The organism is Clostridium intestinale (assembly GCF_035905475.1).
GTDB classification, from domain to species: Bacteria; Bacillota; Clostridia; order Clostridiales; family Clostridiaceae; genus Clostridium_T; species Clostridium_T intestinale.
Genome location: NZ_CP121166.1, coordinates 2,406,085 through 2,432,399, shown reverse-complemented (window position 1 = coordinate 2,432,399; position 26,315 = coordinate 2,406,085). Strand labels below are relative to the sequence as shown.

The following is a 26,315-nucleotide window of genomic DNA, read 5'->3' as shown; positions in this document are numbered from 1 at the left end:
ATTTTATTACAAATTTCTTAAAGTTTAAGTATGTGCAAAAAAATGTTAAAATTTTTTACAAATTCTGGTATAATTATACGGGGGGTAGTCACTATGGAGATAGAAAAAAGAAAATATAATAAAATTGCAATAGGAGTCATAGTTACGCACTGTATATTCCTTATGGCATATTTTTCTTTAGCACTACATTTTAGGAATCATTTTTATTTTGGATCGACCATAAATCTAGTTGATGTGTCAGGAAAAACCGTAGAAGAAGCTGAAAAGCAGATAGCGAATAAATTTAGTTCTTATTCATTAAAGCTACAGGATTCTGAAGGAACTGAAGAAATAAAGGCATCAGATATTGATTTGAAATACGAACCAAATGGACAAGTTTCCCAACTGAAAGAAGAACAGAATGCATTTAAATGGCTTCTTGCTCTTATAAACAGGGATAGTAGTGAAATGAAAGAGGATGTTTCTTATAATCATGAACTTTTAAAAAGTAAGGTTGATAAGTTAGATTTATTTAAACGAGAAAATATAACTGATTCAAAAGATGCTACTTTTAAGTATACAGGTAATGGATATGAGATTGTAGACGAGATTTATGGGAATAGAGTAGATAAAGATGTATTGTATAATAAAATAGTAGAAGCAATTAATAATGGAGAAGAAACCTTAAATATAGAAAAGGCAGACTGCTATATAAAACCTAAGTATACTGCTAAATCTAAAGAAATCATAGATACTAAAAATACTCTTAATAAGTATATTGCATCAACTATTACCTATTCTATACAAAATAGTGAAGAAGTTATAGATAAATCTTTAATAAACACTTGGATTAATGTTAATGAAAATTTAGAAATATCTTTTGATGAAGGAAAAATGAGAAAAGATTTAGATGGTATTTTTTATCCTTATGAAACTGTCGGAAAGTCTAGAGAATTTAAAACTTCATCAGGTGCTAATATAAGTGTTGGCGGTGGCGATTATGGGTGGTCAATTTATACTTCGGAAGAAATTAAGGATCTAATACCAAAAATAAAAGAAGGTAACCCTATAAGTAAGGAACCAACCTATAATAAAACAGCAGCAGCTTTTGGAAGTAACGATATAGGAAATACTTATGTGGAAATAAGCCTATCAGGACAACATATGTGGTTTTATAAAAATGGAGATCTTATTGCAGACGGAAATGTGGTTACAGGGAATTTAAGCCTTAACCATGGTACACCAGCTGGTGTTTATAAATTAAAGTATAAACAAAAAGATACAAGTTTAGTAGGTCAAGATTATAATGCTCCAGTAAGTTTTTGGATGCCTTTTAATGAAGGTATAGGAATCCATGATGCGAGTTGGAGAAATGAATTTGGTGGAAATATATATAAAACAAATGGATCACATGGGTGTGTAAATGCTCCATATGCTCTAGCTAGTGCGATATATAACAATATATCGGCTGGAGTACCAGTAGTTTTATATTACTAAAAATGTAGTGAAAATAGGTATAGAATTATAGATAGTTCTATACCTATTTTTTATTTAGATAAAAGTTCAACAGAAACTTGAGTTACGTAGTTTTCATATCCCTTAACACTGGTTTCATCTAAAATAAACTCTTCAAAAGCATATCTTGATATTTCTAAATTTAGATTCTTTAAAAATTTTAATATTCTTTTATAAGTAGAGTCTATTTCTCTATAATCTCCTTGATGAAAGGCTATGCAATAGATACCTTTAGGTTTAGTGAAGAGATAAGGAAGATTTTCTTTAGAAGATAGTTTTGTATAAAGATAGGAGTAATTATCTTTAACTCCAGCCAGTATGTTTTCTTTATTTATCATAGCTCCAATAGAGTAACCAGAATTTAGATTACTTATATTGCAGTAATTCATATGTTCTGAAATAATTTTTAGATACTCTTTATGACTTACATTTTCAATAGATTTACTTAAAACCAAATACTCTTCATCCAAAGATTCTATGCTAATTTTTGAATAATCCATATTGCAAGCCTTTTTAGTTATAGAGAGCTTAGTTTCCATAAGTTTACGCATTCTTTTAAGAGCTTCTATATCTTTATCAACCTGTAGAATTTTCTCTTCAAATAAATTAATTAAAGCTTCTGGAGTTCTATTATCTAAATAAGTTTTAATTTCTTTTAAAGGCATATTTATTTCCTTTAAAATAGTTATTACATTAAAGACATCAAACTGGGGATAAGAATAATATCTATAACCTTTTTCATCTTTGATCTCAGGAGAAAAGATACCTATATCATCATAATGAAAAAGAGTTTGTTTTTTTACATTGCACAGTTTAGCAAATTCTCCAGTATTAAAATATTTATTTAGATTTTCATTCATAATTTATTCACCTCTTGACTATACGGTAACCGGATACCTTATTATTATATAATAGCGATATAATAAGAGCATTTCAAGAAGGAGTATTTATAATGAAATTAATATTGAAATACATGAAGAAATATAAATGGTTAGTGATTCTTAATATAATATCAGTTTTTGGTTTTGCACTTGTAGAATTAGGAATTCCAACTATAATGTCTAAGGTTATTGATAATGGGATAGCTAATAATGATATAGATTATGTAGTAAGGGTTGGAAGTATAATTGTTGTAATTTCAATCTTAGGAACAATAGGAACAATTTTATTAGGTTATTGTTCTTCCAAAATTTCAACTAGTATAACTAGAGATATAAGAAATGATATTTTTATAAAATCTCAGGAATTCTCACATAGTGAATACGATAAATTTGGAATATCATCTATGATAACCAGAACTACTAATGATGCTTTTCAAATACTACAGTTTACAAATGTAGTACTTAGGACAGCGCTACTTACGCCTGTTATGTTTATAGTAAGTTTAATAATGATAGTTAGAACAAGTTTAAATTTATCTGTAATTTTAGCAGTAACAGTACCTTTTATAGTATTAGGAGTTGCTATTATAGCAAAGATATCTCATTCTATTTCAGAAGAGCAACAAAAAAACATGGATAAACTAAACAGAATTTCTAGAGAAAATTTAACGGGGGTAAGAGTTATAAGAGCTTTTGGAAATGATGAATACGAAAAAGAAAGATTTGAAGGAATAAATAACACCTATGCTGAAATATCTAAAAAATTATTTAAGCTTATGGCAATTTCTCAACCTGCCTTTTTTGGATTATTGAACATGGCAATTTTAGCTATATTTTGGATATCAAGTAATATGATAAGTTCACAAACATTACAAGTTGGACAACTCGTTGCCTTTATAGAATACTTATTCCATGCAATGTTTTCTATAATGTTATTTTCCATGGTGTTTATAATGTATCCTAAAGCACAGGTCTCTGCTAACAGAATTGAGGAGCTTTTAAATACAGAACCTATTATAAAAAGTCCTAAAAATGGTGTTTTGGAAACGGGAACTAGAGGATTAATTGAATTTGATAATGTAACATTCACTTATCCAGAGGGAGAAGAGCCTGTGTTAAAAGATATATCATTTAAGGCTGAGAAAGGGCAGAAAATTGCTTTTATAGGCAGTACAGGCAGTGGTAAAAGTACACTTATAAACTTAATACCTAGATTTTATGATGTTACAAAGGGATGCATCAAAATAGATGGAGTAGATGTTAGAGAATATGATTTAAAGGCATTACGTAACAAGATTGGTTTTATACCTCAGAAAACTTTGTTATTTACAGGTACTATAGGAAGTAATATAAGGTTTGGAAAAATAGATGCAGATAAAATTGAATTAGAACATTCAGCTAAAGTAGCTCAAGCTTATGACTTCATAAGTAAGAAACCTAGAAAATTCGAGGAATCAATAAGTGAAGGTGGAAAAAATGTATCTGGAGGGCAGAAGCAGAGATTATCAATTGCTAGAGCCTTAGTTAGAAAGCCAGAAATTTATATATTTGATGATAGTTTTTCAGCTTTAGATTTTAAAACAGATGCAGTTCTTAGGGAAAGATTAAAGGAAGAGGTAACAGATTCTGTGGTTCTAGTTGTTGCCCAAAGAATAGGATCAATACTTGATGCAGATAAAATAATAGTTTTAAATGAAGGTGAAATAGTTGGGACAGGAACCCATAGAGAACTTTTAGATAGTTGTGAAATTTATAAAGAGATAGCATTATCTCAGCTTACAGAGGAGGAACTTAGAAGATGAAAAAGTTAATATTTATAGTAAAGAGAGTTTCTTTCTTTGTAAAACCATATAGAAAATCTTTTATAGGAGCTATTTTATTTATAATAATGGCAGCTGTATTTACTACTGTATCACCTAGGGTAGAAGGGCTTATTATAACAAGCCTATCAAAAGATGCTACTAACATAGTGAAGGGGGTAACAGGTGCCTCTATTAACTTTGAATATGTAATAAGAATATTATTAATATTAGCTGTTATATATGTTCTTGGACCTTTAACTACTTATTTAGCAAATGCACTTTTAACTGAAGCAATTCAGAATACTATGAGAGATTTAAGGGATGCAATTCAAAATAAGATTAGGAGATTACCAGTAAACTACTTTGATAAAAACACTTATGGTAATATATTAAGCAGGATTACAAATGATGTTGATAGCGTATCTAATGCCCTTCAACAAAGTTTTATTCAAGTGGTTAATTCAATATTATCAGTAATATTAGCTGTCAGTATGATGTTTTCACTTAATATAAAGCTTTCACTTATAGCTATACTTATAATTCCTTTAAGTTATTTAGCATCCAAATTTATAGTTAATAAGTCACAGGGCTTATTTAATAGTCAGCAAGAAGCTTTAGGTAAGCTAAATGGTAAAGTTCAAGAAACTTATACTGGTTTTAATGAGATAAAACTATATGGTAAACAAGAAGATTCAATAGAAGAGTTTAAAGAGATCAATGAAGAACTTTTTAATACTGGGTTTAAGGCACAGTTTATATCTAGTATAATGTCTCCTGTAGTTTCTCTAATAGCTTATCTTACTATAGCTGTAGTTGGAGTAGTTGGAGCTATGTTTACAATAGCAGGTGCTTTAACAGTAGGTAATCTTCAAGCTTTTATACGTTATATATGGCAGATAAATCAGCCTCTTTCTCAAGTAACTCAATTATCTTCTACAATACAAGCTGCATTTTCAGCTACAAATCGTGTGTTTGAAATATTGGATGAAGAAGAAGAGGTTCAAGATAAGAAGGATTCAATTAAACTTGATAATCCTGTTGGAGATGTTACCTTTGAGCATGTTAAGTTTGGGTATAGCGAAGAGAATATTTTAATAGAAGATTTAAGCGTGGATATAAAGAGTGGACAAATGGTTGCTATAGTTGGGCCAACAGGAGCAGGGAAAACAACATTAGTAAATTTATTAATGAGATTTTATGAAGTTTTAGATGGTTCAATAAAAATAGATGGTGTTGATACTAGAGATATGAAACGTGAAGATTTGAGAAGCTTATTTGGGATGGTACTTCAAGATACCTGGTTATATAATGGTACAATTCATGAAAATATTGAGTACGGCAGATTAGGTACTAGTAAAGAAGAGGTTATAGAGGCTGCAAAGATAGCAAATGTACATCATTTTATAAAGACACTTCCTGATGGATATAATATGATATTAAATGAAGAGGCATCAAATATATCTCAAGGGGAAAAACAACTTCTTACTATAGCTAGAGCAGTAGTATCAGACCCGAAGATACTTATATTAGATGAAGCTACAAGTTCCGTAGATACAAGGCTTGAGTTACTACTTCAAAAAGCTATGAGAAATATAATGAAGGGTAGAACAAGCTTTGTTATAGCACACAGATTATCTACAATTAGAAGTGCAGATTTAATATTAGTTATGAATGAAGGAAATATTATAGAGCAAGGAACACATGAAGAACTTATGAAAAAAGGCGGCTTCTATGAGAAACTTTATAATAGTCAGTTTGGAAATCAAGATGAAGAAGATTAGATATTAAGTTTATAATTTAAAAAGGATTTTTCTAAAGTATTGAGACTTTTAGAAAAATCCTTTTATTTTACTTTAAAGTAGGTAATTCTTGAGCAAAGTTATAGAAATCATTATAGCTTCCTTGATAGTCAGAAACAATATCTCCTTGAACTCTGTTTATCACATAATCATTTATTAGATATGTTTTGATACCAACTTTAGAAGCAACTAAATCTTCTTGAACATCATTTCCAACCATCAAACATTCTTCAGAATCTTTATTGATGTCTTTTAATATTTCTTCATAGAACTTAACTTGAGGTTTACAGTAATGATTTCTTTCATAGGAAGATATATAAGAGAAATCTTCAGGTTTAAATCCAGTCCAGCTTACTCTGTGATGAATAGCTTTTAGTGGGAATATAGGATTAGTAGCTATAACAAGATTGTATCCTTTTTCTTTAAGAAGACTTACAGCCTTTCTCATTTCTTGAGATTCATAACAAAACTTTTTTAGATTTAAAAAGTTAGTATCATAAAATTCATCAAATTTCTTTTTATAAACTTCTATATCACCATTGATTTTATTTGCGAAATCCTCCATAAAAACTTCTTCATTTAATTTTTCATCAAGGTTTTTAATCATAACCATAGTAGAAGCCCACATGTTGTTTTCTAATTCTTTTGGGTCAGCAATATCCTTAAAATGAAGAGCTATTTCTTCAAAATATATCTTAAAAAAATTCTCCGTATCTAATGGTAAAAGTGTTCCGTCTAAATCAAATATAATAGTATTTATCATGTTAATACCCCTTTCATAATTAAATGTCCTAATATTATAATATCCTAATGTCCTAATGTTAGGATATTAGGATGTTAGGACATATAAAAAACTAAAATTTTTTTAAGTAGTTAATATTTTTAAACCTCTGCTTATTAAAGCTTGCAAATCTTCATTTATCTCATCAGGCAAGTCAGAGTCAGATATTATAGTGTATTCAGGTTTTATTTTTCCAAACTCCATCAAGGATTTTTGACCAAACTTACTGCTATCTGCTAGAATATAGATCTCTCTACCTGCATTTAACATTGCTTTTTTTACGTGAGCATCTTCAATTATTGGAGTTGTAAGTTCTCCTTTAAGAGAAATAGAGCAAGCAGATAGAAAAACTTTATCGACATACAATTTTTCTATATCTTTTAAACTTTCTATACTTATGGAATTCCCAATATCGTTTCTAACTATTCCACCTATAATATGAAGATTTATATTAGGGCATTGATGTAGAATATCGTAGGCTATAGTTATAGAATTAGTTATTACAGTTAGATTTTTGTATCCAGAAAGCAATGGAACTATTTTAGCTACAGTTGTAGAACCATCTAAAAGCAGAGTATCTCTTTCTTGTATAAAAGATTGAGCTAAAGAGGCTATGGATTGCTTAACATCATTTTGAATATTTTCTCTAACAATGAAATTTTCATAGCTGTTTACTTTGTCAGGAAGAATGGCACCTCCATAAGTTCGATGAACCTTACCTTTCTGTTCCATTATTCTTAAATCTCTCCTGATTGTATCCTCAGAAACTTCAAAAAGCTCACTTAGCTCTTGAACTTCTACTCGTTTTTTATCTTTAAGCATTTGTAATATCTTTTCATGTCTTTCTTCTATAAACATAAATACCCCTCGATAGTCTTTATTTATTCATGATTATGCGTTTTTTTATATCTAATATATTATATTATTAATATATTAATTTGTAAATGTGCATTTTCATTAATGTTTATTCATATTTATACTTGAAGTTTAACAAAACATGTAGTAACATGTAATTATAGGTAAACAAATTATATAAAGAGGATGATGTATATGTTATATTTATTAGATACCGCTAATGTAGAAGAAATAAAAAGAGCTTTTGATTTATATCCAATGAGTGGTGTTACTACAAATCCAACTATAATATCAAAAGAAAAAAGAAGTTTTTTAGAGATATTAAAGGAAATAAGAGCAGCTATAGGTGAAGATAAAATGCTTCATGTACAATCTATCAGTACTAAAGCAGAAGAGATAGTTAAAGAAGCAGAATATTTAAAAGAAACCATAGGTGGAAACTTTTATATAAAAATACCTGTAATTCCAGAAGGAATAAAGGCTATGAAGATATTAAAAGCAAAAGGGATGAATATAACAGCTACAGCAATATTTACAGCAGATCAGGCTTTAATGGCAGCAAGGGCAGGAGCAGATTTTGTAGCCCCTTATGTAAATAGAATAGATAATATAAGTGGAAATGGTGTAGGAGTAGTTGAAGAGATAGTTCATCTATTTGATATATATGCTATAGATAGTAAAGTTTTAGCAGCTTCTTTTAAGAACGTGCAGCAAGTTCATGATGTTTCACTAGCTGGAGCACAATCAATAACAGTTGGTAGTGAAATAATGGACGGACTATTATCTCATCCACTAACAGAGTGGAGCGTAGATCAGTTTACTAAAGACTGGTCAGGGGTATATGGTGAAGGAAAGGTAGCTTACAATTCAAAATAGACAATAGACTAAATCCTTAATATAATTGATATATAATAAATTAATGATTTAAGAGGTATATCTAATGATGAATGAAGATATTAAGGTAATTGATTTAGCTAAAGAATTAAGCTTACATGTTAAACTTGTTACTTCCATAAAGAGTTTTGATAACTTTAATAGTTATTTCAATATTTATAGTGAAGTTGAGGAGCCTTGTAGGAGAATAGTTGTAATGACTCCCTATGAGGAACTGGAGGAAGTATATGACGAAAATCCAGATAAACCTATCAATTCAAATCTACTTATTGATGGGAATGTATGGATTGAAGAATATCCTCTAATAACAAGTCCTAAAGATATACACATTGATGCCCTAGTGGTTTCTAAAGAATTAGCCCATAATATTTCCATAATGTTTAATAAATTCTAAGAGGAGCACTCTAATATAGTTTAGGGTGCTCCTTTTAATTTTCTAAAGCAATAATCCTAAAAAATATAATAGTACTCCTAAATTCTTAATACCTTATTAAAGAAACCTAGTATTAGCAATGGTCTAAGGAATACAATCAATTAACTAACATTAGTTATTAACTGCAAGTGAGAATTGACTGCAAATAATATGGTTGTTATAATTAGATGACGTTATGGGGAACTAAATTAAATATGGAAAACAGTAAAGACATATTAGTTGTTTCTAAATATCAAAAATAACATTAAGATGAAGGAGAACAATAACTCATGATACTTTTAAGAAAATTTTTTTCATACTACCTGCCGTATAAAAATTTATTTATTATAGATTTTTCTTGCGCTATTTTATCTGCACTTTTAGAGCTTATATTTCCACTTGCTATCAGCAATGTTTTGGATAATCAGCTTCCAAAAGGAGAGTGGAATGTTATACTATATAGCTGTTTAGGGCTTTTAGCTATTTATACTTTTAGTGCTTTTTTAAACTACGTTGTAACTTACTGGGGGCATAAATTAGGAATAAGTATTGAAGCAGATATGAGAAAGCAACTTTTTGAAAAAATTCAAAAACTGTCTTTTAATTTCTTTGATAATAATAAAACTGGACATCTATTATCTAGAATGACTAATGAACTTATGGATATAGGGGAGATTGCCCATCATGGACCAGAAGATATATTTATAGCTATAATGACTCTTTTAGGTGCTTTTGGAATAATGGTACATACTAATTGGAAGTTAGCATTACTTACTTTTCTTATAATTCCAATAATGAGTTATTTATCTATATTTTTTAATCGTAAAATGGCAAAGGCTTTTGAGCAGATGTTTAAGGATATAGGAAATTATAATTCAGGTGTTGAAAATAACATTTTAGGAATGAAAGTAGTTCAAGCTTTTTCAAATGAAAACTACGAGATAGAAAAATTTAGTGAGCATAATCATAAATTCTTTTTAACTAAATGTGTGGCATATGGAATAATGGCTTGGAACTCTGCTATAAGTTTTATTCTTACAAAACTAGTACACATATTTGTTTTGGTTTGTGGAACTTGGTTTGTAATTAATGGGGAAATGAGTAACGGTGATTTTGTTGCTTTTGTTATGTTGTCTAATGTATTTCTTGGACCTATAAAGCAGATAAGTGCAACTATTGAGTCTTATCCAAAAGGAATTGCAAGTTTTAAACGTTACATTGAACTTTTAGAAACAGAACCAGATGTTAAGGAAATGCCAGGAGCTAAAGAAGTTGAAATAGCTTATGGTAATATAACCTATGATAATGTGACATTTACCTATCAAGGAAAAGAAGAAAAGGTCCTTGAGAATATAAGCTTAAAAATAAACAAAGGTGAAACAGTAGCTTTAGTTGGGCCATCAGGAACAGGAAAATCAACCTTAACAAGTTTATTACCAAGATTTTATGATATTAATGATGGTAAGATAACTATTGATGGAATAGATATCAAAGAAATGAAGTTAGACTCATTAAGAGGTGGTATTGGAATAGTTCAACAAGATGTTTTCTTGTTTGATGGAACAATAAGAGAAAATGTTGCGTATGGTAAGTTAGGTGCATCAGAAGACGAGATATGGCTAGCATTAAAGCAAGCACAACTTGATGAATATGTTTCCTCATTAGCAGATGGGTTAGATACCCTTGTAGGAGAAAGAGGTGCAAAGTTATCTGGAGGACAAAAACAACGTATATCTATAGCAAGAATGTTCCTTAAGAATCCTAGAATTCTAATTCTTGATGAAGCTACGTCATCTTTAGATACACAAACAGAAGCAGCTATTCAAAAAGCATTAGCTGATTTATCAAAAGGAAGAACAACTATAATCATAGCTCATAGATTGTCTACAATAAAAAATGCAGACAAGATAGTTGTATTAGAAGGAAGCGGAATAGCTGAGTTAGGTACCCATGAAGAGTTAATAAATAATCATGGAGTATATAAGAGCTTTTACGAAGCTCAAAGTGCATAAAATAAATAGTAAAGAAGTTGTTGTAAATCATTTTGCAATAGCTTCTTTTTATTGTCATGATATAATATAGGCTGAATGTTATGAGTTAGGTGGTGAGAAGATGAATTTAAAAGCTTTAGAAGAAATGATTTTTAAATCCTCCTCGAGTTTAATAAAAAAACATGGAGAAGAGATATTTAGAAAAAACTTAGTTTCAAACTTAAAAGGTAAAAGAATAGAAAATATGTACCATGTTTATGGAGATGTTAAGGATCTCAATTTAACACATAGGGTACATATAAAACTAGATATTCAAGGTAATAATTTAGAAGGTTCAAGCTGTAATTGTGAGGAGTATAGAGAAATATCTAGATATAAGAAAATATTTATGTGCAAACATATAAATGCAGTATCATATAAATTTTTAGATTCTTTATATAAAAAGAAACATGGAGAGAATAGTTATGTACAAGGGCATGAGAAAGATGCAATAGAACTTGATGTAAAAATTGAATATAAAAAGTGGGAAAAAGAAGATAACTATATATTAGAGTTTAGAGCAGGCAGTAAAAATAAGGTTTTAGTAACAGATTTAAAAGCCTTTGTTAAAGAGTTTAATGATGAAAAGAAAATGATATCTAAAAAAGACATTACTCTTTTTCTTTACTTAAAAGAAAAAGTTGATGGGCCTAAAAGTTTGGAAAATGGAAATAGAAGTATAATAATCAAGGAAAATGAACTTAAAGCTTTCTTAAAGACTTTAGGAAAACGAAAAATCTTATTTAGATATAATGGAATAGAATATAAAGCTAATATTTTAAATAAAGATCTACCATTAACTTTTACATTAAAGGGAAATGAGAGAAATTTAATATTAACTACTCATAAAAATATTCCCATAGCTTTAGATCAAAACAAGGAAGTTTATTTCTTTCTTGATAACATATATGTACCATCAAACCATCAATGTGATAAATATAAGATGTTTCATGAAAGGTTCATGAAAAACAACACTATTCTTTATAAGAAAACACAAAAGAACTATAAACTTCTTTTAGAAATACTAAGTTCCATTTCTGATAATATCATGATATCAGAAAATATCAGAAGTTTAGAATTAGGTCCATCAGAGAGTGATGAACCTAAATTATATGATTCATCTTCTATAAATCTAGAGTTACATGAGAGAAACGGAAGTGTAGTATTAAGTTATAGTATAGATGACTTAGAAGAAGATGAACTTAAAGAGGTTTTAAGAAGTTATAAGGCTGGTAGTAAGGCCTATAAAATAGGGTCAAAAGGTTTTTTAGATTTTGAAGATGAAGAAGTAAAAAGTTTTTTCAACTTATTAGATATATTAAATAGTGATAAAAACATCATTGAAATAGATAAAAACAAAGAAAGTTACTTAAATGTTATATTAGAAAATACATCAATGAACATCAATAAAGGTTTAGATGTTTTAGAAAACATAAAAGATAGATTTTCCAACTTAGATAAAAAGGAAAGAAAATTAGATAAGAGCTTTAAAGGAAAACTCAGAAACTATCAAAAAGATGGATTTAAGTGGTTTAAAAACTTAAGTGAATTAGAGTTTGGTGGGATACTTGCAGATGAAATGGGACTAGGTAAAACAATTCAAACTATAGCTTTTCTTTCATCTGAAAAAAGCAAGAAAACACTGATAGTTGCACCAACATCACTTATATATAATTGGGATAATGAATTTAAGAAGTTTTCACCTGATTTAAAGGTTGGGATATTTCACTCAAATGAAGTTTTGATAGATGAGTTAAAAGAATGTGATATCATACTTACAACTTATGGATTAGTAAGAAATCACATACAAAGTTTTAAAAAGATTGAGTTTGATTACTGCATCATAGATGAAGCACAAAATATAAAAAATTCTCTTGGAAAAAATACAACTGCGGTTAAGGAAATAAAAAGCAAAGTAAGATTTGCGCTTACGGGAACTCCTATAGAAAACAATTTATTAGAGTTGTGGTCCATATTTGACTTAATTATGCCAGGATATTTATTTCCTAGGAAATACTTTGAGGAGAAATTTATAGGAAAAGAAGATATGGAAACTCTTAGATTGTTAGTTAAACCCTTTATCTTAAGAAGGACGAAATATGAAGTAGTTAAAGAGCTTCCAGACAAAATAGAAAAGAAAATGTTAATTTCAATGACATCAGAACAAAAGAACATATATAAGAAATATGTTAGTGATGTTAAGAAGAAAATCAAGGAGAATAAAGGCAATAAAATAGAGATTTTCTCTTATTTAACAAGGCTTAGGCAAGTTTGTTTAGATCCATCAATCTTATTTGAAGAATATAGTGGTGGTAGTGGAAAACTTAATGTTGCTTTAGAACTTATAGAACAACAAAGCAAAGAAGGTGGGAAAATATTATTATTTTCTCAATTTACTTCAGTGTTAAAGAAAATAGAGCCAATGTTGAAAGAAAGAAATATAGAATACTTATATCTAGATGGCGCAACAAGTTCTAAAGAGAGAATTAATTTAGTTGATGATTTTAATAAAAAGGACAATATAAAGGTGTTTTTAATATCGTTAAAAGCAGGGGGAACAGGACTTAACTTAACTTCAGCAAACTTTGTTATTCACTTTGATCCTTGGTGGAATCCAGCTGTAGAGGCTCAAGCTACAGATAGAGCGCACAGAATAGGACAAAAAAATATTGTAGAAGTTACAAAGCTTATAGCAAAAGGTACAATAGAAGAACAGATACTAAAGTTGCAGGAAGCTAAAAAACAACTAGTTAATGAAGTTATTACAGATGATTTTAGAGATATACACAATTTAGATAAATTAACCATAGAAGAAATAATAGAGGTTATTAACAGAGAATGATAATCTAAATCTTAAACATATGAACTTTTTCAAAACTTATGGATAATATATATAGATAACACTTTTAGAGGAAGAGTATGTATACAAAAGGAGATTTCCATATGCACACCACTAATTCAGATGGAGAGTATACTCCAACTGAGGTTGTGATTATGGGTAAAGAAAGAGGATTAGATATTATGGCCATAACTGACCATAACACCATGAATGGTGTAGAAGAAGCTATAGAAATAGGAAAAATGATAGATGTTAAAATAATTCCAGGTATGGAGTTATCCACAAGACATAAAGGCAAAAAAATTCATATATTAGGATACTTTATGAATGATGGTTATAAAGATGAGGTGTTTAAGAATTCATTAAAATATATGAAGAGCCACGACATGAAGGGGTTAAAAAATCTCATAGGTAATAAAGTCTTTATAGATTTTGATTGTATGAATAGCAGGGTTTGCACTCAAACAGGTATAGATTTTTTAAGACATTTTGGAGCAACTGTAGTGTTAGCTCATCCTGTAAAAATAAAGCCTTATATATTAGAAGAAATTTTAAATATGCAACTTGATGGTATAGAGGCTATTTACTGGAAAAATTCTCAGGATGAAACTGATTATTTTAAGAAAATAGCTAAAGAAAAAGGGTGGTTTTATACTGCAGGTTCAGATTTTCATACAGACAAAAGGTTAGATAAAAGGCATGGAAGAGTTGGAGATGTATTTCTTAACAAAGAGGAAATTGAAAAATTTTTGAATAGAAATATTTGATTATTAGAAACGTAAGAATTTAAATGTTGTTAAATTCTTACGTTTTATTTTTCAGAGAGAAATTCCACAAAATGATATACTATTTTATAAATTTGAACCCTTGTTTATAAGAAATAAAGGGATTAAAATTGAAATGAAGTATGGAATTAAATGGAAGAAGGGGTTAAAATGTTAAAAAAAACTAAGACACTTTCACTTATGATTACTTTCTTAATACTTTTAGGAATGTTTTTAGTTCCTCCAATTACTACTAAAGCAGCTATTGGAACTAGTGGATTCTTAAAAACTAATGGAACATTAATAAAAGATAACTATGGAAATGGGCAAGTTGTGAATCTAAGAGGAACAAATCTTGGGGGATGGATGTTACAAGAAGGTTGGATGTCACCACTTGGAGTTAAGGATGAATGGACATTAAGAGAAACTCTTACAAATAGGTTTGGAGAAAGTACTAAAGAAAGCTTAATAAGCACCTATCAAAATTCATGGCTCACTACAGCAGATTTAGATAATATCAAAAACATGGGAATGAATTTTGTGCGTGTTCCAATATTATATTTAGAGCTTATGGACAAGTATGGGAATTGGAAAGCTGACCCTTGGAGTAAACTAGATTGGCTAGTTAGAGAATGTTCTAATAGAGGAATTTATGTTTTACTTGATCTTCATGGAACATTTGGTGGACAAAATACTTTTGATAATTGCGGAGAAGTTAATTCTGATCCACAGCTATGGAAAAATACAGAATATCAAGATAGAACAGTTAAGTTATGGGAAGGTATAGCTAATCATTATAAAGGAAATCCAGCTGTAGCAGGATATGATTTATTAAATGAACCAGATAAAGTTGGAAAAGATCAACTAAATAATTTTTATAATAGATTATATAAAGCTATACGTGTTATAGATCCAGATCATATGATATACATGGAAGCAGCTTGGGATTGGAATCAATTATATGCTCCATCAGTATATGGATGGACAAATGTAGTTTATGAAATGCATTACTATGCAATGGCTACAGGTGAATCAACTAACTGGAATGTGCAAAATAACTTGATAGATAATGCAATTAGAGGAATCAAGGAACATCAAAATATGTGGAATGTTCCAGTATATGCAGGGGAATTTTGTGTATTCCAATTTAATGATCTTTGGGAGAAATTCCTAGGAAACTTAAACTCAGTAAATGCATCTTGGACAAATTGGACCTATAAAGTAACTTCAGATTATGGAAATTGGGGATATTTCAATAAAAATACTAATGCAGTACCAGACATTAATAATGATAGTTCAGCTACTATAGCATCAAAGTGGCAGAAATTTAATACCTCAAACTTTACACCAAATACAACCTTCCAGAACTTAGTTAAGAAATATACTGCTGGTACAACAATACCTCCAGTTACTACTGGATACTCATATTTAACAGCAAGAGCTAATGGTAATATAATAAGTGCAGATAATTATGGGGATAGTCCATTAGTAGCAAACAGAACATCAGCAGGAGATTGGGAGCTTTTTAAAGTTATAAATAATAGTGATGGTACAATATCACTACAATCTAAGGTTAATAATAAATATGTATGTACAGATATAGATCAAGGTACAAAACTTATTGCAAGAAGTACATCTATTCAGCAGTGGGAAAAATTCAAGAAAGTACAACTTGCAGATGGTACAATAGCACTTCAAGCTATGGCAAACAATAAATATGTGTCTGCAGATATAAATAATGGTGCAGTTTTATATGCTAATAAAGATTCTGTTGGAGGAGCTTGGGAAGCATTTACTATCACAGCACAATAACAATGTTGAGATATAGAAAATAATTTAAAGATTATTTTCTATATCTCTTTTTTATTTTAGCAACTATGATTATATGTGATAGATATTGGTTGTTTAAATATTGAAAGTATTATAAAATAATTACAAGCAATCACAAACAATCAAAAATAAGCATGGTAAAAAATTGATACATACTTTGGCATATATTTTGCTAATAAAATAAATAGAAACACTAAATTTAGGGGGTGTACTTATGAAAAGAATAGATAAAATTTATAGTTATCTTGAAGAAAATACTGAAAAACTAACTAAAGAAGAACTATTAAACGACATCGCGTTTACTTCAAATAAAATAGCAGAAGATCTAGATATACTAAGAAATAATGTAAGCAAAGAACTTAATGAATTGTTAAGAGCTAACAAAATAATAAAAATAACTTCTAGGCCAGTTAGATTTTTAAATAAAGCAACAGTTGAAAAAATTCTTAATATTACTTTAGAAGGTGAAATCATTGAAGTTAAAAGTATAAAAGAAATGCTTGAAAATAGTGAAAAAAAAGAACCTTTTAAGTTATTAATTGGAGCAGATAAGAGTTTAAAAAATCAAATAGAGCAAGCCAAAGCTGCAATTCTTTATCCACCTAATGGTCTAAATACATTAATAGTTGGACAAACAGGTGTAGGAAAAACTTTATTTGCTAACATGATGTACAACTATGGGAAGTTTATGAACATATTTAAGGATTCGGCACCCTTTGTAGTTTTTAATTGTGCTGATTATTATAACAATCCTCAACTACTTTTATCACATATTTTCGGACATGTAAAAGGTGCATTTACAGGAGCAGATTCAGAAAAGCAGGGATTAGTTGAAAAGGCTAATGGAGGAATATTATTTTTAGACGAAATACACAGACTGCCACCAGAAGGTCAAGAAATGATCTTTTATTTTATGGATACAGGCAAGTATTGCAAAATGGGAGAAACAGAGAGGGATAGAAAAGCTAATGTGCTTATAATAGGAGCAACTACAGAAGAAACAGATTCTTATATGCTTAAAACCTTTATGAGAAGAATTCCTATAACTATAAACATCCCATCATTACAGGATAGAACCAATGAAGAAAAGATAGAGATAATAAGGCATTTATTTCTTAATGAAGCTCATAGGGTAAACAAATCAATAAAGGCATCTCCAGAAGTAGTAAAAGCTTTGATAGGAAGTGCTAGCTATGGAAACATAGGTCAACTAAAATCTAATATTCAACTAACTTGTGCAAAAGGTTTTTTAAATAGCATAAATAGTCAGGCTGATTATATAGAACTAGATTTTAAAGATTTATCTTCTAATATAAAAAATGGATTTTTTGAAATAGGTAGAGATAGAAAGCAGTTTCAGGAATTAAACTCAATTTTGGATTCAAGTCTTTATATAAATCCTGATGGATATAAGGTCATTAATGAAGGAAAAGATTCTTATGAACCTCCCTTTAATTTATATAAGCTCATAGAAGATAAGCTTCTTATATTAAAAGAAGAGGGGATGGATGATGAGTATATAAATAACTTTATAACGACAGATGTAAACATACACATAAAGAGTTTTTATAATAAGTTTGCTAAGAATAAAGAGAGTAAAGGTGGCTTACTAAAAATTGTTGATAAAGAGATATTGTATTTTGCAAAAGAGATAAAAATATTAGCTGAAAAAGAAATGGAGAGATTGTATAGTGATAGATTTGTTTACGCTTTAAGCCTTCATTTAAGCTCTCTATTAAAGAGGATAAAGGATAAAAAATATCAAGAGCAGAAGGTTTATAACTCTTCAAATGAAATGGATAAAGAACACTTTTTAGCTGTAAAAATAAGAAGCTTAATAAGTGAAAGATTTAAGATAGAGGTTCCAGAAGTTGAAGTTACTTATATTGCAATTCTTTTAAAATCAGTACAAGAAGAAAAAGGCGGGGAAGTTGGAATTATTGTAGCGGCTCATGGTAATTCTACAGCCAGTAGTATGGTTAACGTGGTAAAGAGTTTGCTTGGAAATTGTAATTTATGTGGTGTAGATATGCCATTAGAAGTAAGTCCCAAAGATATATTAGAAACAGTTATTGCCAAGGTACAAGAGATGGATGATGGAAAAGGAGTTCTACTTTTAGTAGATATGGGCTCCTTAGCTATGTTTGAATCCACAATAACTGAAAGAACAGGAATACAGGTTAGAAGTATAGACATGGTATCTACTCCAATTATATTAGAGGCAGTAAGAAAATCAAGTATTTTAGATATGCCTCTTGAAGATATATACCATTCTCTTAAAAACTTTAGAGGATATGATGACAATTTATTTAATAAGGGTAACTTCATAAATAAAACCATTATAACAGTATGTTCCTCAGGGAGGGGGACTGCGGAAAAGCTTAAAGAAATAGTTGAGAAAACTGTAATAAGTTTAACTGGTGAAAATATTAATATCATTCCAGTAGGCGTAAAAGAACTTGATAAAACTATTAAACAATTTAAAAAGGAAAACATATTAGCAGTAATAGGAATAAAAAAGCCAACAGAGAATATTCCCTTTATTTCAGTAGAAAAACTTTTAGGTGCTAATGGAGAAGTGATGTTAAGAGAAATTCTAACTAACAATAACTTAACTATAGTAACCGAAGATAAAAATCTAGTAATAAAAGACTTATGTGAAAATAGCTTAGTTGAATTCCTGACTTATTTAAATCCACATAAGATAATAGGTATATTGTTAAGATTTATAGTAGAACTAGAGAAAAATCTTGAAATGGAATTAGATAATAGCATGAAAATATCATTAATTAGTCATGTTGCATATGCCTTAGAAAGAATGATTATAGGAGAGGGACTAATGTATAGTGATGAAAAGGATGGATTTAGTGAAAGAGTTATAAATGCAGTAGATAATTCCTGTAAGATTTTTAATAAAAATTTAAAGATAAATCTAACTGATGATGAAAAATATTATATTTGCAGAATTTTAGTTGAGAAGTATCAAAAAGCACTTTTATAAATATGAACTTGTATCAAAACTAAAAGTTTTGTATCAAAGATATCATATTTACTCAAAAATGAAGCTCAAATATTAAGAATTAAGCTAAGTTATGCACAAAAATATTCTAATACAAGAGATTGGCACGGCAATTGCTATATTAAATGGTGTAGAAAGAAATAATGGAGGTGACAAATATGGTAGCAATAATAGTAGGAACTCATGGAGAATTTTCAAGAGAAATAGTTAAATCATCAGAAATGATATTTGGAAAACAGGAGAATATACAGTACGTTACTTTTAATCCTGGTGAGAGTACAGATGATCTTATAAATAAATATGAGAGTATCATGGAAGAGTTAGATTATAAGGATGGATTGCTTTTTATGGTAGATCTATTTGGAGGAAGTCCATATAATGCTGCAAGTAGAGTAGCTGTTAAGGAAGAACATATTGATATAGTTACTGGTGTAAATCTTCCCATGTTATTAGAGGTTTTTGCAGTTAGAGATTCAATGAGTATTGAAGAGTTAGTTAAGGTTGCAGAAACGGCGGGAAATATGGGAATAAAAAGTTTTAAATCAAATTTTGTTAACATAGAGGAGGAATTATAAAATGCAAATTAATTTTGTAAGAATTGATGATAGATTAATACATGGACAAGTCGCTACAGTGTGGGTTAAGGAAACAAAATGTAATAAGATTATAGCCTGCAGTGATGAGGTTGCTCAAGACAAATTAAGAAAAACTTTGCTACTTCAAGTTGCACCAGCAGATATAAAAGCCTATGTTGTATCAATTGATAAAGCTATAGAAGCTTATAAAAATCCTAAATATAAGGATTTCAAATCAATGTTTTTATTCACTAATCCAACGGATGTTTTAAGAGCAATAGAAGGAGGTGTTGATATAAAATCTGTAAACGTTGGAGGAATGTGTTATAAAGAAGGAAAAACCCAAATAACTGGGGCAGTATCAGTAGATGAAAAAGACATAAAAGCCTTTAGAAAACTTCATGAGTTAGGAGTAGAGCTAGAAGTTAGACAAATTGCTAGCAATCCTAAAATAGATTTAATTAGTAAATTGGATTCATTAAAAGAATAAATATTAGGAGGGAATAATAATGAATACTATTCAAATGATATTAGTTATACTTGTTGCAGCTATTTGTGGTATGGGTAGCGTATTAGATGAAGGTCAAACTCACAGACCATTAGTAGCATGTACTCTTATAGGATTAGTTTTGGGGGATATTAAAACAGGAATTATTTTAGGTGGTACTTTAGAAATGATGGCACTTGGATGGATGAATGTTGGAGCAGCAATGGCTCCAGATGCAGCTTTAGCAAGTGTTATATCAACAATATTAGTAATAGTAGGACATCAATCTATAGGTGCAGGTATAGCTGTAGCAATACCAATAGCAGCAGCTGGACAAGTTTTAACTATATTTGTTAGAACCATAACAGTGTTTTTCCAGCATCTTGCGGATAAATATGCAGAAGAAGCTAATTTTAAGGGAATAGAAATGTGTCATTTTATAGCCTTATTATTACAAGGTATACGCGTAGCTGTACCAGCAGCATTAGTTGCGGCAGTAGCAGGAACAGATACAGTAACAGCTATGTTAAATTCTATTCCAGAAGTAGTAACGAGAGGTTTACAAATTTCAGGTGGATTTATAGTTGTTGTTGGGTATGCAATGGTTATTAACATGATGGAAGCAAAAAGCATTATGCCATTCTTCTTCTTTGGATTTGTACTAGCAGCATTTTTAAACATAAATCTTGTTGGATTCGGAATATTAGGAGTTGTATTTGCAATATTCTATATTCAATTAAATCCTACATTTAATAAAAGTCAAGTTGCAGCAGATGACTTTGACGAACTATAGAAGGGGGCATTAAAAATGAGTGAAAAGAAAATAACTAATAGTGATATTAAAAAAATGTTTGTGCGTTCTTGGTTTTTATTAGGTTCCTTTAACTTTGAAAGAATGCAATCTGTAGGATTTTGTGTTACCTTAATACCTGCAATTAAAAGATTATATACTAAAAAAGAAGATCAAAAAGCAGCATTAAAAAGACATCTTGAATTCTTTAATACTCAACCATTTATATCTGCACCAATAATGGGTGTTACAGCAGCTATGGAAGAACAAAAAGCTAATGGGGTAGAAATAGATGATGCTTCAATAAGTGGTGTAAAGGTTGGACTTATGGGACCACTTGCAGGGGTTGGAGATCCAGTGTTTTGGGGAACTCTAAGACCTGTAGTTGCAGCACTTGGAGCTTCTATAGCAATTGGAGGAAGTTTACTTGGACCATTATTGTTCTTTGTAATCTTTAATGTACTAAGACTTGCAACAAAGTGGTTTGGATTAAAGTATGGGTATCAAAAAGGAACAGAAATTGTTTCAGATATGGCTGGTAACACACTACAAAAACTTACTCAAGGTGCATCAATATTAGGATTATTTGTAATGGGTGCATTAGTTTCAAAGTGGACAAGTATAAATGTACCATATGTACTTTCAGAATATGTGGCACAAGATGGAACAACTGTAACAACAACTGTTCAAGGGATTTTAGATCAATTATTACCAGGAATATTACCATTAATATTAACTTTTGTTTGTATGAGATTATTAAAGAAAAAAGTAAATCCTATAGTTATAATCTTCTCATTATTTGCTGTAGGTATAATAGGATATGCATTAGGAGTATTAGCATAATCATTAAATTAAGGAAGCTATCACAATTTAGTTGTGATGGCTTTTGGTGCCATAGTCAATTGCTTAAACATACATATAAACTCTAAAGAAATTGTTAACTTATCTTATAAAGAAAGGCTTTTTATATTCATCTACAAGTGCTTAATAGATTTTTTATAATAAAAATAACATAGAAGTTATTATTACTTAAATTTTAAGAAGGAAATGGGGGAGTGTAATATGAGAAATTTTAAAATGGTCTGCCTTGATATTGATGGTACATTATTAAATTCTAGGCACAAAATAAGTAAAAGAACAAAAAATATCATAAAAATAATTTCTAAGGAAGAGAACATTACTGTGATTTTAGTTTCTGCTAGAATGCCTAAGGGAATACTGCCTTTTCAAAAAGAGCTTGGAATAATTGAACCGATTATTTGTTATAGTGGGTCTTTAATAATAGATGAAAAGAGAGAAGTGCTAACAACAAAAGAAATCGAGATAGAGGATATAAAAAATATCTATAATACAGCTAAAGATGAGAATATTCATATTAGCTTATATAGGGATAATGAATGGTTTGTAGAAGAAATAGATGAATGGGTAAGACAGGAAAGTGAAATAACAAAAATAATTCCTACAATAATAAACTTTCAAGAGTTAATAGAGGTATGGAGAAAAGAAAAAAAAGGAGCAAATAAAATACTATCTATGTCAGATGTAGAAAATATCTCTAGGTTGGCAGATAAACTAAAAGGAGAAAGATTTGAAGGGCTAAATATATATCCATCTAAAACAACTTATTTAGAAATCATGACTAAGAAAGCATCAAAGACTTCTGCTATAGAATTTTTATGTAATAAGCTAAATATAGAGAAAGAAGAAGTGATAGCAATAGGCGATAACTATAATGATATGGACATGCTTCAATATGCTGGGGTAGGAATAGCTATGGGGAATGCTCCAGATATAGTTAAGGAGAAGGCTGATGATATTACAGCTACAAATGACGAGGATGGTGTTGCTAAAGCATTAGAAAAATATTTTTTTATCTGAGTTTTTAAAGATTAGTGTATAATTGAAATAATTATACAGTTTAAAGGGGAAATCATGAAGAAGATATTATTGTTATTAGCAAAAGGATTTGAAACTTATGAGGCAAGCGTATTTATTGATGTTATGGGGTGGAACTTATTAGATGGAGACAAAACAACTAAGATAGTTACCTGTGGAATAAATAGAGAGGTTGTTAGTACATTTGGACTTGTGGTACATACAGATATAATACTTGAAGAAGTTAATGTTGATGATTATGACGCTTTAGCAATTCCAGGAGGTTTTGAAGAGTATGGTTTTTATGAAGATTCCTATAGTGAAGAGTTTTTAAATCTTATAAGAGAATTTTATAATAAGGATAAAGTAATAGCCTCAATTTGTGTAGCTGCATTACCACTTGGAAAAAGTGGAGTTCTGACAAATAAAAGGGCTACCACATATAATTTAAATAACGGAAATAGACAAAAACAATTAAAAGAATTTGGGGTAGATGTAATTAATGAACCAGTAGTTATAGATGGGAAAATAATAACTTGTTGGAATCCTTCAACTGCAATAGACGTAGCATTTAAGCTTCTAGAACTTTTAACTTCTAAAAGTAATACTGATTATATAAAAGAGATAATGGGATTTAAAAAGAATGAAAGTAATAAGTAATATAAGACTATAGATTCTGTTAAAACTCTTATTAAATTATCAAGTGTTCTTAAGATCCTTTTTTTATAGTTTAACATAGATTAATAAAAACCAGCAACTCTTTGGAGTTGCTGATTTTTATGGTAGAAGTATGATGTTTATCAAATCATTAAAATTTGAGATTCATCAATTAAGTTACCGCATACATATCTATGAAGGATATTTCTATCATCACCAATATATATAAATCTCTCTAATCTTTCTTCTAAAGTATAGTTATCATGATTTAAGTCACTGTCATCTATAACTAAAGCATCAAAATCATAACCTTTTTCAAAACTACCTACATTTCCAAAGAAACTTCCGCCACCCTTAGTAGCTAGATAAAAAGCTTCTGAGTTAGATAAAAAGTCTATTTTTTTATCAGAGTTTGCCCAAAATAGTTTCGAAACCTCAATAGCATATACCATGGTTTTAAAAATAGATGATGTATGTCCACCACTTATATCAGAACCAAGGGCTACAGAGATACCTTTATCTAGAAACTTTCTAATTGGCATCATACCACTTCCAACATTTAAATTAGAACTTGGACAATGTACAGCCATTACATTATTTTTCTTCATTAATTCAAGCTCTTCATCAGTTGAAAAACTACAGTGAGCCATTAGTGTAGGGTTTTGTCCAAAGAGTTTAAAGTCATTATAGACTTCTCCATAGTAGTTTGAATTAGGATATAGATCTTGTACCCATCTAATTTCTCTTTTATTTTCAGATAAATGAGATTGTACAGGTACAGCATATTTTTCACTTAAATCTCCAAGTCCAGATAGAAGTTCAGAACTGCAAGTTGGGACAAATCTTGGAGTTATTATAGGTTTTACAAGTTGTGAACTACTATATTTATCTAGTAATTCTTCTGTATCTTTAAGAGAAGCTTCTAAACTTTCTATAAGAAAGTCAGGTGAGTTTCTATCCATGTTAACTTTACCAACTAAAGCACCAAGTCCTGATTTTGTAAGCATGTCTATTAATAAAGCAGAAGCTTCTTTGTGAATAGTTGCATATATAGCTATTCTAGTAGTCCCTTGTCTCCATATTTCTTTTATAAATCTTCCATACATTTTTTTTGCATACTCTAAGTCTTTGTATTTAGATTCTTCAGGAAAAGTATAATCATTAAGCCAAGGTATTAATTCTTTATCCATAGCCATACCTAAGTTTCTGAATTGTGGCGCATGGCAGTGAAGATCATTCATTCCTGGAATTATTAATTTGTCTCCATAGTCTAGTACATTATAAGAGGAATATTTTTCAGGAAGATTTTCATAAACTCCCTCAACTTTTCCATCTATAACAACTATATAGCCCTTATTGTAAATTTTAAATTCTTTTGGTGTTGGTGTAAAAATAACATTGCCTTGATAAATTTTAATATTATTATTCATGTTTATCATCGCCCCCAAGTTATATATTATTTTTTTATTAGAAATATGATAACACTTATAGAAAAATAATTCTATTAAGAAAATAAAACAGCTCTTTAAGGATAAATTATATTCATCCTTAAAGAGCTGTTTACAATTAGTATATCTAAGCAGCTTTATGAGATACTGATGAGAATACTATTTTAAACAAAATTACGAGTATAAGCATTCCAACAGAAACTAAAGATATAACTCCACCAGCTGCACAATTTGCATAATAGGAGATTATAAGTCCAGAAAGAATATCTACAATACTTATAATTACTGATAAAAACAAAGTTTTCTTAAAACCTTGATTAAATTGAAGAGCTGTAGCAACAGGAAGAGCTATCATTGAAGTAAGTACTAAAACCCCAACAACTCTTATAGATACTGATACTGTTGCAGCAACTAGTAGTGAAAAAATAAAATTAATAAACTTTACTTTAATTCCAGCCACTTGAGCACCTTCTTCGTCAAAAGTTGTATAAAGTAGCTTATCAAAGAAAAATATAAGTACTAATATTGTAATTAAACTTAAAATCCCAACTGTTATTAAGTCTTGAGTTGAAACTGTTAAGATACTACCAAAAAGATAGGAGTTAACATTAGATTTAATTTTACCAGAACTCATTATAGTTATGGCTATACCAACACTTAGAGATAAAACTATAACTAATATTACTTCTGCATATTTTTTATAATAGTTCTTAAGTACTTCTATTAATACCGCACAAACTGATGTAAAGGCAAAAGCACTTAACAACGGATTGAACCCGAAAAGAACACCTATTGATACACCTGCTAGAGAGCTGTGAGCAAGGGTATCCCCTATCATTGAATGTCTTTTTAAGACTAAAAATATTCCTATACAAGGGCATAATATTGATATTAATAATGAGATTATCATTGCATTTTGCATAAAACCGTATTGAAGCATTTGGTCCTCCTGAGACTAAAGTTATTACTAACAAAAAAATATATTAATGGAAATTACTTAAAAAAATCATATTGACAAGCAACTGTCCATAAGTATATTATAAGTGTAAATGCAAATGGATTGCAACAAATAATTTCTAAAGG

At 29.5% G+C, this 26,315-nt stretch carries 21 protein-coding genes; 16 read left to right on the top strand and 5 right to left on the bottom strand.

The features are described 5' to 3' along the window. Window positions 1-93 precede the first annotated feature (93 nt). Window positions 94-1,476: a L,D-transpeptidase family protein gene (locus P8F83_RS12670; protein ID WP_326511439.1), complete on the top strand. Its 1,383-nt coding sequence runs from the start codon at window positions 94-96 to the stop codon at window positions 1,474-1,476. A gap of 50 nt (window positions 1,477-1,526) precedes the next feature. Here P8F83_RS12670 and P8F83_RS12665 read toward each other — a convergent pair whose 3' ends face one another. Beyond that, on the bottom strand, window positions 1,527-2,354 hold the full coding sequence (locus P8F83_RS12665; RefSeq protein ID WP_315109405.1) for a MerR family transcriptional regulator: 828 nt from the start codon (window positions 2,352-2,354) through the stop codon (window positions 1,527-1,529). Between the two features lie 92 nt (window positions 2,355-2,446). Here P8F83_RS12665 and P8F83_RS12660 point away from each other — a divergent pair, with 92 nt between their 5' ends. Continuing rightward, window positions 2,447-4,177 carry an ABC transporter ATP-binding protein gene (locus tag P8F83_RS12660; protein ID WP_326511438.1) on the top strand — a complete coding sequence of 577 codons (1,731 nt, stop codon included), beginning with the start codon at window positions 2,447-2,449 and terminating at the stop codon, window positions 4,175-4,177. Further along, on the top strand, window positions 4,174-5,958 hold the full coding sequence (locus tag P8F83_RS12655; RefSeq protein ID WP_326511437.1) for an ABC transporter ATP-binding protein: 1,785 nt from the start codon (window positions 4,174-4,176) through the stop codon (window positions 5,956-5,958). The genes P8F83_RS12660 and P8F83_RS12655 overlap by 4 nt, the downstream gene beginning before the upstream one ends. A gap of 67 nt (window positions 5,959-6,025) precedes the next feature. Here P8F83_RS12655 and P8F83_RS12650 read toward each other — a convergent pair whose 3' ends face one another. Both P8F83_RS12650 and P8F83_RS12645 read right to left on the bottom strand, forming a co-directional pair. Continuing rightward, on the bottom strand, window positions 6,026-6,739 hold the full coding sequence (locus P8F83_RS12650; protein WP_326511436.1) for an HAD family hydrolase: 714 nt from the start codon (window positions 6,737-6,739) through the stop codon (window positions 6,026-6,028). 102 nt (window positions 6,740-6,841) lie between these two features. Continuing rightward, window positions 6,842-7,615, bottom strand: a complete 774-nt coding sequence (locus tag P8F83_RS12645; RefSeq protein WP_315109398.1) for a DeoR/GlpR family DNA-binding transcription regulator — start codon at window positions 7,613-7,615, stop codon at window positions 6,842-6,844. A gap of 192 nt (window positions 7,616-7,807) precedes the next feature. Here P8F83_RS12645 and fsa point away from each other — a divergent pair, with 192 nt between their 5' ends. From fsa to P8F83_RS12580, 13 genes are all read left to right on the top strand, one after another. Further along, window positions 7,808-8,488 (top strand): fructose-6-phosphate aldolase, encoded by a 681-nt coding sequence (gene fsa, locus P8F83_RS12640; protein WP_181601144.1) that lies wholly within the window; start codon window positions 7,808-7,810, stop codon window positions 8,486-8,488. Window positions 8,489-8,552: 64 nt separating this feature from the next. Continuing rightward, entirely contained in the window at window positions 8,553-8,900 is a 348-nt protein-coding gene (locus P8F83_RS12635) for a hypothetical protein (protein ID WP_326511435.1), read from the top strand. A 308-nt stretch (window positions 8,901-9,208) separates the two neighbouring features. Then, the gene (locus P8F83_RS12630; RefSeq protein ID WP_326511434.1) at window positions 9,209-10,930 is read left to right on the top strand and encodes an ABC transporter ATP-binding protein; all 1,722 of its coding nucleotides are present in this window, start codon (window positions 9,209-9,211) and stop codon (window positions 10,928-10,930) included. Between the two features lie 100 nt (window positions 10,931-11,030). Continuing rightward, the gene (locus tag P8F83_RS12625) at window positions 11,031-13,790 is read left to right on the top strand and encodes a DEAD/DEAH box helicase (RefSeq protein WP_326511433.1); all 2,760 of its coding nucleotides are present in this window, start codon (window positions 11,031-11,033) and stop codon (window positions 13,788-13,790) included. Window positions 13,791-13,891: 101 nt separating this feature from the next. Beyond that, complete coding sequence (locus P8F83_RS12620) at window positions 13,892-14,554, top strand: PHP domain-containing protein (protein WP_326511432.1); 663 nt, start codon at window positions 13,892-13,894, stop codon at window positions 14,552-14,554. Window positions 14,555-14,722: 168 nt separating this feature from the next. Further along, the gene (locus P8F83_RS12615) at window positions 14,723-16,363 is read left to right on the top strand and encodes a cellulase family glycosylhydrolase (protein ID WP_326511431.1); all 1,641 of its coding nucleotides are present in this window, start codon (window positions 14,723-14,725) and stop codon (window positions 16,361-16,363) included. A gap of 232 nt (window positions 16,364-16,595) precedes the next feature. Then, a complete protein-coding gene (locus P8F83_RS12610; protein ID WP_326511430.1) occupies window positions 16,596-19,382 on the top strand; it encodes a sigma-54-dependent transcriptional regulator in 2,787 nt (928 codons plus the stop codon). Window positions 19,383-19,558: 176 nt separating this feature from the next. Then, window positions 19,559-19,975, top strand: coding sequence for a PTS sugar transporter subunit IIA (locus P8F83_RS12605; protein ID WP_326511429.1), 417 nt, complete (start codon window positions 19,559-19,561; stop codon window positions 19,973-19,975). Between the two features lies 1 nt (window position 19,976). Beyond that, complete coding sequence (locus tag P8F83_RS12600) at window positions 19,977-20,465, top strand: mannose/fructose/sorbose PTS transporter subunit IIB (RefSeq protein ID WP_238907509.1); 489 nt, start codon at window positions 19,977-19,979, stop codon at window positions 20,463-20,465. A 19-nt stretch (window positions 20,466-20,484) separates the two neighbouring features. After that, entirely contained in the window at window positions 20,485-21,255 is a 771-nt protein-coding gene (locus P8F83_RS12595) for a PTS mannose/fructose/sorbose transporter subunit IIC (protein ID WP_326511428.1), read from the top strand. A gap of 15 nt (window positions 21,256-21,270) precedes the next feature. After that, complete coding sequence (gene manZ / locus P8F83_RS12590; RefSeq protein ID WP_315109365.1) at window positions 21,271-22,095, top strand: PTS mannose transporter subunit IID; 825 nt, start codon at window positions 21,271-21,273, stop codon at window positions 22,093-22,095. A 219-nt stretch (window positions 22,096-22,314) separates the two neighbouring features. Continuing rightward, the gene (locus tag P8F83_RS12585; protein WP_326511427.1) at window positions 22,315-23,130 is read left to right on the top strand and encodes a Cof-type HAD-IIB family hydrolase; all 816 of its coding nucleotides are present in this window, start codon (window positions 22,315-22,317) and stop codon (window positions 23,128-23,130) included. A 54-nt stretch (window positions 23,131-23,184) separates the two neighbouring features. Beyond that, a complete protein-coding gene (locus tag P8F83_RS12580) occupies window positions 23,185-23,787 on the top strand; it encodes a DJ-1/PfpI family protein (protein ID WP_326511426.1) in 603 nt (200 codons plus the stop codon). 140 nt (window positions 23,788-23,927) lie between these two features. Here P8F83_RS12580 and guaD read toward each other — a convergent pair whose 3' ends face one another. Continuing rightward, window positions 23,928-25,214, bottom strand: a complete 1,287-nt coding sequence (gene guaD, locus P8F83_RS12575; RefSeq protein ID WP_326511425.1) for a guanine deaminase — start codon at window positions 25,212-25,214, stop codon at window positions 23,928-23,930. A gap of 145 nt (window positions 25,215-25,359) precedes the next feature. Continuing rightward, window positions 25,360-26,172, bottom strand: a complete 813-nt coding sequence (locus P8F83_RS12570; protein WP_326511424.1) for a metal ABC transporter permease — start codon at window positions 26,170-26,172, stop codon at window positions 25,360-25,362. Window positions 26,173-26,315 lie beyond the last annotated feature (143 nt).

Bases quoted from the DNA above. Each gene is read 5' to 3' on its own strand.
- manZ (WP_315109365.1), top strand. From the start codon at position 21,271: ATGAGTGAAAAGAAAATAACTAATAGTGATATTAAAAAAATGTTTGTG.
- fsa (WP_181601144.1), top strand. From the start codon at position 7,808: ATGTTATATTTATTAGATACCGCTAATGTAGAAGAAATAAAAAGAGCT.
- P8F83_RS12570 (WP_326511424.1), bottom strand. From the start codon at position 26,172: ATGCTTCAATACGGTTTTATGCAAAATGCAATGATAATCTCATTATTA.
- P8F83_RS12615 (WP_326511431.1), top strand. From the start codon at position 14,723: ATGTTAAAAAAAACTAAGACACTTTCACTTATGATTACTTTCTTAATA.
- P8F83_RS12585 (WP_326511427.1), top strand. From the start codon at position 22,315: ATGAGAAATTTTAAAATGGTCTGCCTTGATATTGATGGTACATTATTA.
- P8F83_RS12645 (WP_315109398.1), bottom strand. From the start codon at position 7,615: ATGTTTATAGAAGAAAGACATGAAAAGATATTACAAATGCTTAAAGAT.
- P8F83_RS12630 (WP_326511434.1), top strand. From the start codon at position 9,209: ATGATACTTTTAAGAAAATTTTTTTCATACTACCTGCCGTATAAAAAT.
- P8F83_RS12655 (WP_326511437.1), top strand. From the start codon at position 4,174: ATGAAAAAGTTAATATTTATAGTAAAGAGAGTTTCTTTCTTTGTAAAA.
- P8F83_RS12580 (WP_326511426.1), top strand. From the start codon at position 23,185: ATGAAGAAGATATTATTGTTATTAGCAAAAGGATTTGAAACTTATGAG.
- P8F83_RS12605 (WP_326511429.1), top strand. From the start codon at position 19,559: ATGGTAGCAATAATAGTAGGAACTCATGGAGAATTTTCAAGAGAAATA.
- P8F83_RS12635 (WP_326511435.1), top strand. From the start codon at position 8,553: ATGATGAATGAAGATATTAAGGTAATTGATTTAGCTAAAGAATTAAGC.
- P8F83_RS12600 (WP_238907509.1), top strand. From the start codon at position 19,977: ATGCAAATTAATTTTGTAAGAATTGATGATAGATTAATACATGGACAA.
- P8F83_RS12610 (WP_326511430.1), top strand. From the start codon at position 16,596: ATGAAAAGAATAGATAAAATTTATAGTTATCTTGAAGAAAATACTGAA.
- P8F83_RS12660 (WP_326511438.1), top strand. From the start codon at position 2,447: ATGAAATTAATATTGAAATACATGAAGAAATATAAATGGTTAGTGATT.
- P8F83_RS12625 (WP_326511433.1), top strand. From the start codon at position 11,031: ATGAATTTAAAAGCTTTAGAAGAAATGATTTTTAAATCCTCCTCGAGT.
- P8F83_RS12670 (WP_326511439.1), top strand. From the start codon at position 94: ATGGAGATAGAAAAAAGAAAATATAATAAAATTGCAATAGGAGTCATA.
- P8F83_RS12650 (WP_326511436.1), bottom strand. From the start codon at position 6,739: ATGATAAATACTATTATATTTGATTTAGACGGAACACTTTTACCATTA.
- P8F83_RS12665 (WP_315109405.1), bottom strand. From the start codon at position 2,354: ATGAATGAAAATCTAAATAAATATTTTAATACTGGAGAATTTGCTAAA.
- P8F83_RS12620 (WP_326511432.1), top strand. From the start codon at position 13,892: ATGCACACCACTAATTCAGATGGAGAGTATACTCCAACTGAGGTTGTG.
- guaD (WP_326511425.1), bottom strand. From the start codon at position 25,214: ATGAATAATAATATTAAAATTTATCAAGGCAATGTTATTTTTACACCA.
- P8F83_RS12595 (WP_326511428.1), top strand. From the start codon at position 20,485: ATGAATACTATTCAAATGATATTAGTTATACTTGTTGCAGCTATTTGT.